Annotated in this window: 12 protein-coding genes and 5 pseudogenes; 10 read left to right on the plus strand and 7 right to left on the minus strand. The window is 28.8% G+C overall.

Features of this window, described 5'->3' with window-relative positions:
- Positions 1–112 precede the first annotated feature (112 nt).
- The 5 genes from AJN58_RS00270 to AJN58_RS00290 are packed head-to-tail and all read right to left on the minus strand — an operon-like array spanning position 113 to position 4738.
- A complete protein-coding gene (locus tag AJN58_RS00270; protein WP_070277944.1) occupies positions 113–778 on the minus strand; it encodes an ATP-binding cassette domain-containing protein in 666 nt (221 codons plus the stop codon).
- Positions 771–1481 (minus strand): ATP-binding cassette domain-containing protein, encoded by a 711-nt coding sequence (locus AJN58_RS00275; RefSeq protein ID WP_070277946.1) that lies wholly within the window; start codon positions 1479–1481, stop codon positions 771–773. Before AJN58_RS00275 ends, AJN58_RS00270 begins: the two co-directional genes overlap by 8 nt.
- Positions 1478–2272, minus strand: a complete 795-nt coding sequence (locus tag AJN58_RS00280) for an ABC transporter permease (protein WP_074470062.1) — start codon at positions 2270–2272, stop codon at positions 1478–1480. Before AJN58_RS00280 ends, AJN58_RS00275 begins: the two co-directional genes overlap by 4 nt.
- Positions 2259–3203 (minus strand): ABC transporter permease, encoded by a 945-nt coding sequence (locus tag AJN58_RS00285; protein WP_070277950.1) that lies wholly within the window; start codon positions 3201–3203, stop codon positions 2259–2261. The genes AJN58_RS00280 and AJN58_RS00285 overlap by 14 nt, the downstream gene beginning before the upstream one ends.
- Positions 3203–4738, minus strand: a complete 1536-nt coding sequence (locus AJN58_RS00290; RefSeq protein ID WP_070277952.1) for an ABC transporter substrate-binding protein — start codon at positions 4736–4738, stop codon at positions 3203–3205. Before AJN58_RS00290 ends, AJN58_RS00285 begins: the two co-directional genes overlap by 1 nt.
- Positions 4739–5033: 295 nt before the next feature.
- On the opposite strand from AJN58_RS00290, the gene AJN58_RS10245 reads away from it, so the two are divergent.
- From AJN58_RS10245 to cgb, 9 genes and pseudogenes are all read left to right on the plus strand, one after another.
- Positions 5034–5162, plus strand: a complete 129-nt coding sequence (locus tag AJN58_RS10245) for a hypothetical protein (protein ID WP_257841576.1) — start codon at positions 5034–5036, stop codon at positions 5160–5162.
- Positions 5163–5374: 212 nt separating this feature from the next.
- Positions 5375–5650: a molybdopterin-dependent oxidoreductase gene (locus tag AJN58_RS10250; protein WP_070291898.1), complete on the plus strand. Its 276-nt coding sequence runs from the start codon at positions 5375–5377 to the stop codon at positions 5648–5650.
- An 809-nt stretch (positions 5651–6459) separates the two neighbouring features.
- Positions 6460–6855: a hypothetical protein gene (locus tag AJN58_RS10255; protein ID WP_070277956.1), complete on the plus strand. Its 396-nt coding sequence runs from the start codon at positions 6460–6462 to the stop codon at positions 6853–6855.
- 24 nt (positions 6856–6879) lie between these two features.
- Positions 6880–7017 (plus strand): hypothetical protein, encoded by a 138-nt coding sequence (locus tag AJN58_RS10260; protein ID WP_251817328.1) that lies wholly within the window; start codon positions 6880–6882, stop codon positions 7015–7017.
- A gap of 56 nt (positions 7018–7073) precedes the next feature.
- A pseudogene (locus tag AJN58_RS10460) lies at positions 7074–7514 on the plus strand (4Fe-4S dicluster domain-containing protein); the annotation flags it as partial.
- 60 nt (positions 7515–7574) lie between these two features.
- Positions 7575–7871: pseudogene (locus AJN58_RS10465) on the plus strand (DmsC/YnfH family molybdoenzyme membrane anchor subunit); the annotation flags it as partial.
- Positions 7849–8289 carry a hypothetical protein gene (locus AJN58_RS10015; protein WP_002862235.1) on the plus strand — a complete coding sequence of 147 codons (441 nt, stop codon included), beginning with the start codon at positions 7849–7851 and terminating at the stop codon, positions 8287–8289. The pseudogene AJN58_RS10465 and the gene AJN58_RS10015, both read left to right, overlap by 23 nt.
- Positions 8290–8364: 75 nt before the next feature.
- Positions 8365–8763: pseudogene (locus AJN58_RS00315) on the plus strand (molecular chaperone); the annotation flags it as partial.
- Positions 8764–8829: 66 nt separating this feature from the next.
- A complete protein-coding gene (cgb, locus tag AJN58_RS00320) occupies positions 8830–9252 on the plus strand; it encodes a single-domain globin Cgb (RefSeq protein WP_002871269.1) in 423 nt (140 codons plus the stop codon).
- A gap of 19 nt (positions 9253–9271) precedes the next feature.
- Here the strand turns inward: cgb and AJN58_RS00325 are convergent, their stop codons facing one another.
- Both AJN58_RS00325 and AJN58_RS00330 read right to left on the minus strand, forming a co-directional pair.
- Positions 9272–10903: a multidrug ABC transporter permease/ATP-binding protein gene (locus AJN58_RS00325; RefSeq protein ID WP_070291899.1), complete on the minus strand. Its 1632-nt coding sequence runs from the start codon at positions 10901–10903 to the stop codon at positions 9272–9274.
- A 49-nt stretch (positions 10904–10952) separates the two neighbouring features.
- Positions 10953–12245, minus strand: a pseudogene (locus AJN58_RS00330) (MFS transporter).
- An 87-nt stretch (positions 12246–12332) separates the two neighbouring features.
- On the opposite strand from AJN58_RS00330, the pseudogene AJN58_RS10270 reads away from it, so the two are divergent.
- Positions 12333–13129 (plus strand): annotated as a pseudogene (locus AJN58_RS10270) (MBL fold metallo-hydrolase).
- The last annotated feature ends 29 nt before the right edge of the window (positions 13130–13158 follow it).

Raw genomic sequence — 13158 nt, forward strand, 5'->3', positions numbered from 1 at the left:
TTATTCTCCTTTTTTAAAGCACTTTAATCACTCCACAACAAAAATTAAATTTACACTTTTCTTTATTTTACTCTAAACTTTCTATATTGAAACTTATATTAAAAAATATTTTTTAAAGTTTTAATTTTTTATGATTAAATTTATAAAAAAGATCACTTTGATGGGTTATAAATATATAAGAAATATTATTTTTTTGCTGATAGTAATATAAAAAAGTTAAAATTTCTTTAGAAGTTTTAATATCAAGCGCTGAAGTAATTTCATCTAAAATCAACAATTTAGGATTTAAAACCAAAGCACGGATAAGACCTACGCGTGTGGCTTCTCCTCCGCTTAACTCATAGGGTTTTTGTTCTAAAATTTGTTTTTTTAGACTAAAAAAATCAAAAAATTCTAAAATCAAATCATCATTCTTTTGTAAATTAAAATTTTCCAAACCATCTTGTATAAGATTTTTGATTTTTTTATAAGGGTTTAAAGCCATTTTTTGATCTTGAAAGCAATACTGAATTTGCTTTCTTAAAAGTCTCTGTTTGTTTTTATCAAGCTTGTGTAAGTTAAGATTTTCATACCATACCTCACCCTCGCTTGGATCTTCTAAAAAACAAAGAATTCTAGCTAATGTACTTTTACCTGCACCACTTTTACCTAAAATTATTAAATTGTCATTTTTATTTAAAGAAAAATTGATATTATCAAAAATAATATGTCTTTCTTTTTTTAAATACCAATGCTTTTTAAGCTCATAAAACTTACTTAAATTACAAACTTTAAGCATTATAATACCTTAAAAACTCATCTAAGCTATATAAATTTGAACTATTTTTTTCTAGCATAAGAATTTCATCTGCTAAAGAATTTACCAAATTTAAATCATGAGTGATACAAACTAAGGCTGTGTTATTTTTTAATTCTTCTAAAATCGATATAATCTTAGAAGCGTTTTCTTTATCCAAAGAAGCTGTGGTTTCATCACAAATTAAAATTTGGGGTTGATTTAATAATGCCAAAGCTAGACTCACCCTTCTTGCCATACCCAAACTTAATTCATTAGCATAAGAATGCCACAAACGATCAAGATTTTCAAATCCTAATTTTTGAAAATAAGAAAAAGCGTAATCTTTTCTTTCTTTTTGTTTTAATTTTGTATGAGTTTTTAAAACAAGATGACATAAATTTCCAATATCCAAATAAGGATAAAGACTAAGCTCTGCATCTTGCAAAACAAGTGCCACCTTAGAACGAAAATCTCTAAGCTCTTCTTTGTTAAAATTAAAAATACAAGAATTATGAAAACTTAATTCATCAAAACTTATTGTGAAATTAGAATCTAAAAGTCTTACCAAAGCTTTTCCTAGCAAACTTTTACCCATTCCACTTTGTCCTAGTATCATTAAAGTTTTGCCTGTTTTTATATCTAAATTAATATCCTTAAGCAATAAATTATTCTTCAAACTGATATTTAAATTTCTTACCTTCAAGATCTTATACCCCAAATTTTTTGTAAAAAATTACCCAACCATAAAAGAGGTAAAAACAACAAAAGCAAGCTTAAAAGTGGAAAAAGTATCATCCACCAAGCACCTATAAAAACTGCTTTTGAAGACTCACTCAAAAGAGTACCTAAAGTTGGAATTTCAAATCCTAAGCCCAGTCCAAAAAAACTCAAAGTAGCTTCTGTGGCTATAGCATGAACAATATTAAATATAAAAAGTGTAAAAATCAGTGTTTTTAAAGCAGGTATTAAATCTTTAAAAAAAGCTCTAAATTTAGTTCTTCCAAGCACTATATTTGCTTTGTAAAAATCTAAATTTTCAAGTCTTTTTAATTCACTTTCTATAATTCTTGCTATGAAACACCAATGAATTAATGCGATTAAAAAAATCATCAAAAACACATCAGAAGTTATCATACTTTGAAAAAACATCATAAGTAAAAAAGCAGGCAAGGCTAAAAAAAACTCTAAAATACGCATCCAAAAAATATAAAAAAAACATCGTGCTAAAAACAAATAACACAAAGCAAAGATAATAGACAATAAAGATCCACCAACACCTATGATCAAAGAATTTCTCAAAGCAAAAAGCAAACGAGAAAACAAATCCCTGCCTAAAAAATCAGTCCCTAAAATATAAGTAAAATTAGGAGCTTGATGCAAATTTTCTAAATGAGTGCTTAAAATATCAAAAGGAGCCAAAAAAGGTGCAAACAAGGCACATAAAAATAAAAAAATTAAAGGCACAAGTATGATAAGAAATTTAAACAAAATCAAGCCTTCTTAATCTAGGATTTAAAATCCTAGCTACAATATCACTTAAAAATGTAAAAAATGCTGCAAGTAAAACACTAAAAAATATAAGTGCAAGTACAACAGGATAATCTTTAAAAATAATACTTTTAAAAAGTAAAGACCCAAGCCCCTCGTAAGCAAAGACACTTTCTACCACATAAGTTCCCATCATAAAACTTAAAGCACTTCCCCCAAAATAAGCTACAATAGGACTTAAAGAATATTTCAAAACTAAAAAATAAATATCTTTCTCCCTTAAAGCTCTAGCGTATAAATTTTGAATAAAAATTTGAGAAAAACTTTCATTGATAAAATTTCTAGCAATCCTTAAAAATAACGCCAAATGTGATAAAACGAGCACCAAAACAGGTAAAATCAAATGCTCTAAACGATTTAAAAAATCATCTTCAAAGCCTATATCACTACTTCCCATAACAGGCAAAATTTTCCAAAAAATTCCAAAAATTAAAACAAACAATAAAGCCAAAACAAAAGGAGGTAAAGCAAAAAAATTAAAAGCTAAAAAAGTGATGATTTTATCTATAAAACTTTCTTTATAGTAATATCCTAAAAGTGCCAAAAAAACACTGAGTAAAAATAAAAGCATTAAGGCACTAAAACCCAAAATAAAAGTATTAAAAATTCTTTCTTTTATAAGCTTTAAAACACTTTCTCCACTTAAAAAAGAAACTCCTAAATCTCCTTTTAAAGCCTTAAAAAGCCAAATTTTATACTGCTCTAGCAAAGACTTATCAAGCCCTAAATTTTGTTCTATTCTTTGAACAAATTCTTTACTTTGTGAATTAACTCCATTAGCATAAGCTATACTGCCTTTACTAAAATGAAGTAAAACAAAACATAAAAAAGTGCTAAAAAATGCTACGACAAGACTAAAAACTAAGCGTTTTAGCACTATTTACTCCACTCATAAACATTCCAAGTAAAACCCACTCCATGATGACCTAAAGTCCTTGCTTTGATACCTTTTAAATCTTTATTATAAACTAAAGCAAAATCAAGATAGGCTAAAAAGATAAAAGGAGGATTTTCATACAAAGCATCTATAAAATCTTTATAATATTTTTTTCTCTCTTCCAAATTTGAAGTATTTCTTGCTTGTTGCAAGGCTATATCCACTTTTTTATCATGATAATGTCCAAAATTCCAACCCTCATCATTTAAAGCACTATCTTGCGAACTTTCAAATACCCTAAAAGTGTGAAAATCAGGATCTAAAGGACTTCCCCAGCCTATTAAAAAGCTATCTACTTTAGAATAATCAAAACTTCCAGCAGGTTTAGCCACCACCTTGCTTACAACTCCTATTTTTTTAAATTCGCTTTGCAAAATTCCAGCCAAACTTACCCTTAAAGGATCATTACTCATCGCCCAAATTTCAAATTCTAAAATTTTCCCATCTTTTTCAAAATTTCCATCTTTATTTTTCTTAAAACCTGCACTTACAAGTAAATCCTCGGCTTTTTTAGGATCATATTTGTAAATTTTAAAATTCTTAGGATTTGCCCAAGAACGCTCTAAAGGATGATTGGCTACAAAAGCATAATCATGCAAAAGATTTTTTACTATACTTTCTTTATCAACTGCGTAATTTAAAGCTTGTCTTACTTTTAAATCTTTTAAAAATTCATTATCAAAATTAAACATTAAAGCCCGATAATCAGCCGATTTTTCACGTAAAATTCCAAAATTTTCATCATTTTTAAAAATATTTAGCAAAGAAACATCGATTAAAGCTGTGTCTATCTTGCCATTTTTAAGCTCAGCACTAGCTATAGAAGGATCAAAAATGTGTTTTATAATAAGTCTTGGAGTTTTTACCTTATCAAGATAAAAATGTTCATTAGCTTTAAATTCAACATATTCACCTTTTTTCCATTTTACAAATTTATAAGGACCTGTACCTATAGGATTTTGATTAAAAGAGCTTGTGTTTAAATTCTCATTTTCAAGCAAATGCTTAGGAAGCATTCCTATGCTTAAAGCATCTAAAAATGCAGGATAAGGTTTAAAAAGTGTGATTTTTACATGAGAAGGATTTAAAATTTCCACACTTTTAATGTCTTCAAAATTGACATAAACAGAAGAATTGTTTTTAGGATTTTTAAAGGTTTCTATACTAAATTTCACATCATCAGCACTAAATTTGACTCCATCATGCCATAAAACATCGTCTCTTAAAAAAATATCATAAATAAGCCCATCTTTACTAACATCCCAAGACTTAGCCAAATCAGGTTTTAAACTCATATTTTCATCAAAACGCGTAAGCCCTGAAAATACAAGATTAATCACTGCATCATGATCCTCACTATAAGCAGGATTTATCCTTGTGATTTCATTTTCAACTGCTATAATAAGCATATCTTTTTGGGTTTTTGCTTCTAAATTTATAAACAATAACAATACAAAAATTAAAAATCTCAACATAAATAAACCTTTTCATTTAATAATTTGTAAAATTATAAAACAAAAAAACTCAACTCGCAAGCCTATACGGGGGATAAAATTATATTTTAGTTATAAATTTCTATTTAAATACTATTTTAATAAATTTCTATCACTATATTATTCAAATTTTTATTTTTTGAAGTTAAATTCATAAACGAAAAATCCATTATAAAGCCTATATTTAGGAGTTTTAAAGTCTTAATTTTAATTGAATAAAATTATTATTTGTATTATAATCGCAATAATTTTTATCACATAAATGTAAGGAGATAACATGGAACAAAATCGTAGAGATTTTTTAAAATGGAGTTCTTTGTTTGGCGGCTTAACCTTAAGCCCTATAAATCTAAGTGCAAATTTATTAAAAACTCCACCATTGATCAGCAAATGGGGCTGGATGTAATGTAAATTGTGGAACAAAATGTCCCGTAAAAGTACATTCTCAAGATGGAATTATTAAATAATCAGTACTGATAATGAAGGTGATGATAGCTTTGATAATCGTCAAGCAAGAGCCTGTATTAGAGGGCGTAGTTCAAGATATAAAGTTTACAACGCAAATCGCCTAAAAAGATCTTTAAAAAGAGTGGGAAAAAGGGGTGAAGGTAAATTTTTATGCCTATTTCTTGGAAACAAGCTTTTGATGAAATTTCTGCCAAAATGCAAGAAATTAAAGAAAAATACGGCAATGAAGCCTTTTATATAAATTATGCAACAAGAACAATAATCAATCGCTGTACACAAGGTCCATGGGCTAGACTTTTAAATCTTTATGGTGATTATTTAAATTATCATAATTCTTATTCTACGGCTCAAATTTCAAATGCTATGAATTTTTCTATAGAGGATCTCCTACTAGCGATATATACACTTTACGCTCTGCAAAATTAGCTATATTTTTTGGAGCAAATCATGTTGAAACTAGAATGGGAGGTGGTGGAGTAGGCTATGCTTATCAAAAAGCCTTTAACACCAGGAACCGATGCAGCTTTGATTATGTGATGATAAAAAGATTTACTTGATAGAACTTTTCTTGATAAATACACCATAAGCTTTAGCAAAAATACTCTGCCACAAGATACAACCAAAACTCAAGCTATGAAAGCTATGTTTTAGGACTAAACGATGGAGTAGAAAAAACTCCTGATTGGGCTAGCAAGATTACAAAAATTCCGGCACGCCGCATAGTTCAACTTGCAAGAGAAATTGCCACCATAAAGCCTTGTTTTTTATTCACAGATGCCATTTATCGCGGAAAAGAAATGGCAGATATTAGCGATGGAGTACGTGGCACAACACAATTAAAACAAAACATCAAATTTATTTTCAATACAGCAGGAAATTGTCTTACAAATCAGCACAGCACCATTAAATAAGTGCATGATATTTTAAACGATGAGAATTTGTGTGAGTATATAGTAGAGATATTAATGTAACTAGAACTCCGTCAAATAACTGCGCAGATTATATCTTACCTGATGCAACTATGCTAGAGCAAGAAGATTTTATAAGACCTAGTGCAGAATATTATAGCAATAAGCCTTATATTATTTATTGTCAAAAAGCTATCGAGCCAGTTGGTGAAAAGTAAAACCTATTTATGAAATGTGTCTTGAACTTGCTAAAGACTTGGCATAGAAAAAGAATTTAGCGAAGGAAGAACGCAAAAAGATTGGCTAAAATACCTTTATGAAGAAAGTATGAAAAAAAATCCACTTTTGCCTAGTTTTGAAGAAATGTGCGAAAAAGGACTTGTAAAATTTGAGCCTGTAAAACCTGTAGTCGCATTACAAAGTTTTATAAAAGATCCCATCAATAATCCTTTAAAAACTCCTAGCGGAAAGATAGAAATTTATAGCACAAAACTCGCACAAATGCAAAAAACTTGGAAATTAAAAGAAGGACAACAAATAATGCCTATTCCTGTTTTTGAAAGCCAAAGAGAAGGGATTTTGGGTCCATTAAAACAAAAGTATCCTTTGCAATTTTTTGGCTATTACTACAAAGGCAGAACGCATTCTAACTTTTGGGAAATTCCACAAATTAGAGAAGCTAATCCACAAAAAATTTGGATAAATACTATAGATGCAGAGTAAAGAAGTATCAAAACAGGCGATGTGGTGCAAGCAAGAAATGACTTAGGAATCATACCAGGTTGTGCAGTAACCCCGCAAGATGCATGGGTAAAATATGAAAATGGCATCGATGTGGGAACTTGTGTGAATTCTTTGGCAAGTATAGTGCCATGCTATTTCTAAAGGAAATGGACAACATTCTATTTTAGTTGAAATTGCAAAAGTTTAAGGAGAAAAAGATAAAATTAGAAGAAAATTCACAATTTGGTTTTATGCTAGATCAAAGCAAATGCGTAGGCTGTAGGACTTGCTCACTTTCTTGCAAGGATTATAAAAATATGCCTGTGGGTTAATTTTCGCCGTGTATTTGAGACTGAAGCGGGAAATTGGACAGCTAAAAAAGATGGAAGTTTTGAGCAAAATGTTTTTGCTTACTACACTTCTATTTCTTGTAATCATTGCTCTAATCCATCTTGTCTTAAAGCTTGTCCAACCGGTGCAACAACGAAAATAAATGGGGCATAGTAGCAATCGATGATAGTATGTGTATAGGCTGCAAAGCTTGTGCTATAGCATTTCATTATGGCGCACCTCAATTTAACCATGAAAGTGGTCATATGAGCAAATGCGATGGGTGTTATGAGAGATTAAAAGAAGGTAAAAATCCAAAGGAATTTGCAATGGTGGTTGCTTTTATCCCTTCATTTTTTCATTTAAATGATATTACACACATTTTTAATGTATTAAATAGAATGGGTGTTTTTTATGCAAACAATGAGTGGCATATAGGCTGGATGAATAATGAAATTTTATTTGTATCTCTTGTATGTGCTTTGGGCTTTTTGCTTTATCTAAAAACTTCAAATTGGGTGTTTTATCTTACGCTAATATGTGGAATTTTAGGACTTTTCTTTATGAGTGGAGCTTATGACTCCATGCAAGAAAGTGTGCCTACTTGGGATTTTAAGATCACTTTGCTTTATTTTTTCGCTAGTACTATATTTTTAGGTGCTATTGTTTATTATTGTTTTTTTTGAAAATAGCGAACATGAAAAAAATGTCGTTTTTTACAGGACTTATGGGCATAGGGCTTTAAGCACTGCTATAGTTTTGCAAACCCTACATGTAGGACAAACTTGGATTATGGGGCTTGTAAACCCTTTTGAACTTTTAGGTGGAGCCTATGATTGGTTTATACCGCTTTCTTTTGCATTCTTAGGACTTGGGATTTTTACTTGGTATTTGCATAATTATTTACATGAAAAATTTAAAAGTAAATTTTTTGCTTATTTTTCCCTACTTTGCACATTTTTAGGGGTATTTACCACCAGAATGCTATTTTATGGACTTATAAATACTAGGACATTCTTAATGCAAAAATTGGCAATAGACATATTTATCAATTTTTTGCAAAATCCACCTAATCATTTTTTGCTAGAAAAACTTAAAAAATAAAAATTCTGGCAAAATTGGTTTTTAAAAAATAATAGCAAATTACAATGCACCGCTTTAAAGCTTTTATCATCTTCAAACGAAGATGATAAATTAATAGCAAGTGATTTTACATCTTTGTTTTTAAGCGATGTTGATTATGTAAAAGCACCGCCTTTTGCTTCTTTTTATCTTGATGAAAATAAAGAAATTTATTCAGATAATTCTGATAAAGTTAAGCAAATTTTTGCGCAAAATAACTTTTTTTCTTTTTTTAATGAAGAACCTGCAGATAGCTTGATAAATGAATTATTATTTATTAGTTTTTTAATCAAAAAACAAGATGATATAACTTTGCAAAAATTCTTAAAAGAAGAATTTTTTACTTGGTTTAACATGTGGAGTTTTGATGTTATCAATAAAGCTAAAACACATTTTTATAAAGCATTAGCAATGTTAATGCAAGACTTTTTCAATCAACTAAATACAAAATTTTAACACAAGTCAATTTTTTTCTCCTTTTTAAGATATAAAATATCTCTTTTACAATAAAAAGGAGAAATTATGACAAAAGAACAAATTCAAATTATCAAAGATTGTGTGCCTATTTTGCAAAAAAATGGAGAGGATTTAACCAAGGAGTTTTATAAAATAATGTTTAATGATTATCCTGAGGTAAAACCTATGTTTAATATGGAAAAACAAATTTCAGGAGAACAACCAAAAGCTTTAGCGATGGCGATTTTAATGGCAGCCAAAAATATAGAAAATTTGGAAAATATGAGAAGCTTTGTTGATAAAGTTGCCATAACTCATGTTAATTTAGGGGTTAAAGAAGAGCATTATCCTATAGTTGGAGCTTGCCTTTTAAAGGCTATTAAAAATCTTTTAAATCCTGATGAAGCCACTCTTAAAGCTTGGGAAGTTGCTTATGGAAAAATTGCTGAATTTTATATCGATATAGAAAAAAAGCTCTATGATAAATAATATAAGCCCATTTTGGGCTTTAATCAAATTTTTCTACTAAATTTTTAGCTAATTCCTTTATATTCTCACCCTTTAATTCGCTGATTTCACCATTTTGAGCCAAGAAAATTCTATCAGCACTATCAAAATATGCATCATCATGTGTGATAGCAAAGATTGTTTTACCTTGCTCTTTTAACAAAGGTAAAAGTTTTTTATAAAAAAATCTTCTAAAAACAGGATCTTGATCAGCCGCCCATTCATCAAGCACTAAAATATCCCTTTCTTCAAGCAAGGCTATAAGCATAGCTAAACGCTTTTTTTGCCCTGTAGAAAGTTTGGTTAAGGTCAGTTCATTATCTTTGACACTTGTTTTATCTTTAAGTTCTAAAAACTCCAACCAAAAAGCAATTTTTTCTTCGCTTGCAAAATTTTCTTTATTTAAGGTTTTAGTAAAAAGATGAAAATCGCTAAAAACAGCAGAAATAAGAGATCTATACTCATCTAACTTTTTATCATCTATAAGCGTATCATCAACATAAATTCCGCCTTTGCTTGGCTTAAAAAGTCCTGTCAAAAGCATACAAAAAGTGGATTTACCACTTCCATTTTTACCTATTAAAAATACCAATTCACCTTTTTTAAGTTCTATATTTACAGGATTTAAGTGAAAATTTTCTTCATAAGCAAATTGAGCATTTCTAAAAGAAATTTTTTTCCATTCGCTAATATAATGTGTTTTTTTAAAACCTTCTATATAATCATCTAATTCCAATTTTGCGATCTTATCCAAAGCGATTTTTGCCAAAAGCAAAGTAGGAAAAGATCCTATCATAGATACTAAAGGGGTTCGTAAAAACAAAATAGAAAGAGCTATAGTTGTAGCATCTGCAACACTTGCCCATTCAAATTTTAAAGCTAAGTAAAACTCTACGCCCACTAAAGCCAAAAGAGTTACATTTGTCCAGTTGTTTGAGAGATTGTTAAAAAGATTGCCTAAAGTACTATTTTTCTTTTTCAATCTTGCATTATTTTCAAATTCATCTTCATAATAAAGCTTGGCTCTATCACGATTGATCAAAAGTTCTTTATGTCCATCTAGTATATTTTGGTAATTATTTTGCAAAGCATCGTCATTTTCCCTTGCCTTTCGAAAATACTGATATACTTTCATCATCAAAAAATTATTAGTAATAAAAATAACCATAATCCATACCACACACAAAGCAAAAATTTGTGGTGAAAGATAACATAAATAAACACTAGTGCATAAAATCAATATACTTGATTGTAAAAAATCAGGCAATCTTAAAAGCCCAAAAGATATATTTCTCACATCACTTCCCAAAGAAGCTAAAATTCTAGCCTTACCTACTTTAGCCACTCTTAACAAAGGGGTGTCTAAGATCTGCTTTACTACGCGCCTTTGCATTTTAAAAATAAAATTTTGTCCAAAAATACTAAGTCCAAGTTCAACTATGGTAGAACTTATAAAAAATATCAAAAGCAAAACAATAAAATAAAAAATAGGAATGTTTTGTGCATTTTTAAGCAAATAATCATTGATAAAAACAAGAGTTAAAACTCCAACAGCACTTGTAATAAAAGAAAAAAGCAAAAAAGAAATCAACTTTAATTTATTTTGCTTAAGTAATTCGATAATAAAAGGCATTTATAAACTCCAAAATATAATTTTAATTATAACATTTTAAGAGTGATTATCAAAATTTTATTTTATCTTTTACTATAAAAACAGCACAAATAGCCAATAACGCTAAAAAATCATATATATACTCATACCATATAAAAATGGATTTTCATTTTTACTCGCGAGTGTATTAAGCCAAAAAACGAGTTGCGGAGTAATACCGCCTGAAATTGCATAAGCAATATTATAAGAAAAAGAAATTTCTGAAAATCTTATTTTAGCTCTAAAAACTTCACTCATTAAAATAGGTGCAAACACATTAATCCCACCTAAAAAACAAACAATCGAATACAAAATACACACCAAAACCAAATTTTTAAGTTCATATAAAGCATAAAAATATAAAAAAGAAAAAAATACAAAAGTTAAAGAAAAGAAAATGCAAATTTTAAATAAACCAAATTTATCTACAAGATAACCCATGAAAGCCCCGCCTAAAGCTATTCCCAAAATTCCTAATATCTGCAAATAACTTCCTTCAACCCCACTTAAATTTAAAATACTAGGCATAAATTTAGGCATCAATAAAACAAGCACAATAACACAACCTGTTAAAACCCAAGTCATCATCATTGATGAAAATAAATTTTTTACAATATCCTTTTCTTTAAATAAATCTTTAAGTGGAAAAGAACTAAGCGATGATTCTTTTTTCATTTGTTTAAAAACAGGAGTTTCTTGCAAAAATCTACGCAAATAAATAGAAATAATCCCAAAAATTCCACCTACAAAAAAAGCAATACGCCATGCATAAGCAGCAATTTCTTCTATACTAAAAAAAGCATTAATGATTAAAATACTATACTTCCTAACAAAATTCCTAAAGCCATAGCTGAATTTAAACAGCTTAAAAAGAAAGCTTTTTGTTTTTCTTGACAATGTTCTCTTACAAAAACCCAAGCTCCAGGCAATTCTCCACCTATAGCTATGCCTTGAAAAATTCTTATAAGTATCAATAAAACAGGAGCTAAAAACCCAAGAGTTTCATAACCTGGAATAAAAGCTAAGACAAAGGTAGGAAGAACCATTAGTAAAATACTTAGCATAAACATATTTTTACGCCCAAATTTATCTCCAAAATGTGCCATAACTATACCACCTAAAGGACGTGCTAAATATCCAGCTGCAAATGCTCCATAAGTATTTAATAAAGCCCAAAATTCACTCATATCTTTAGGGAAAATACATTAGCTATATATTCAGCAAAAAAGACAAAAATAATAAAATCATAAAATTCTAAAGTTCCTCCTAGTGAAGAAAGTCCTAAGATCTTAATTTCCTTTGTTCCAAATTTTGATTTTCTCATTGATTAATTACCTTAAATTTTAAAAACATTGTTTTTATTATACTATAATCATTTCCAAAATATTATCTAAAAAATTTAAGGATAAATATGTTTAATTTTATAACCACCCTTTTTAAAAACCAATCTTTATTTTTTAGAAGAAAAAACCACAAGCAAAAGTTCAAATCAAACCCATATAATCTCGCTTAAACAATCTGATGATGAATTTTTAAATTTATTATTTTCTTTTTTAGTGCCACAAAACAATGAAGATAAGAATTTTATAGAAAAAACTCGCACAAAAATCAAAAGAAATGAGCATAATATTGCTCTGATAAAAAATCCAAATTTTAATGCTTTAATAGACACAGGGTTTTTAGATACTATTGATACATTAAAAGAAAAATTGCATATCCACAAAACCGATTTAAAGATATCACTCATATTATCTTAACACACGCACATCCTGATCATATAGGAGCTTTAATGAGCGAAGAAAATCTTTTTCCAAAAGCTCAAATTTTAATCGATAAAAAAGAATATGATTTTTGGATCAAAAGCGATAGACAAGAAATTAAAAACACCTTGCTTAAACTTAAAAATATAGAATTTATTAACCACTCTAAAGATTTGATCTTTCAAAATTCAGGCATTAAAGCCATACCTGCTTACGGGCATACCCCAGGTCAAAATGTTATCATAATTGATGATAAAATAGTCTTTTGGGAGATTTACTTCATCTTTATGATATACAAATCCCAAAACCTAAAATCGCTATAAAATTTGATATAGATCAAAATGAGGCTATACAAACAAGGGAAAAACTACTTAAAGAATTTAAAGAAAGAAAACTCAAAGTTATAGGGACTCATGCATCTTTTATTGAACCTGAATTTTTAGATTAATTACTTAAAAATTACTAAAAATTAAGTAA

Origin of the sequence: Campylobacter sp. BCW_4321 (genome assembly GCF_001763075.1) — a bacterium.
Classification (GTDB): Bacteria; Campylobacterota; Campylobacteria; order Campylobacterales; family Campylobacteraceae; genus Campylobacter_D; species Campylobacter_D jejuni.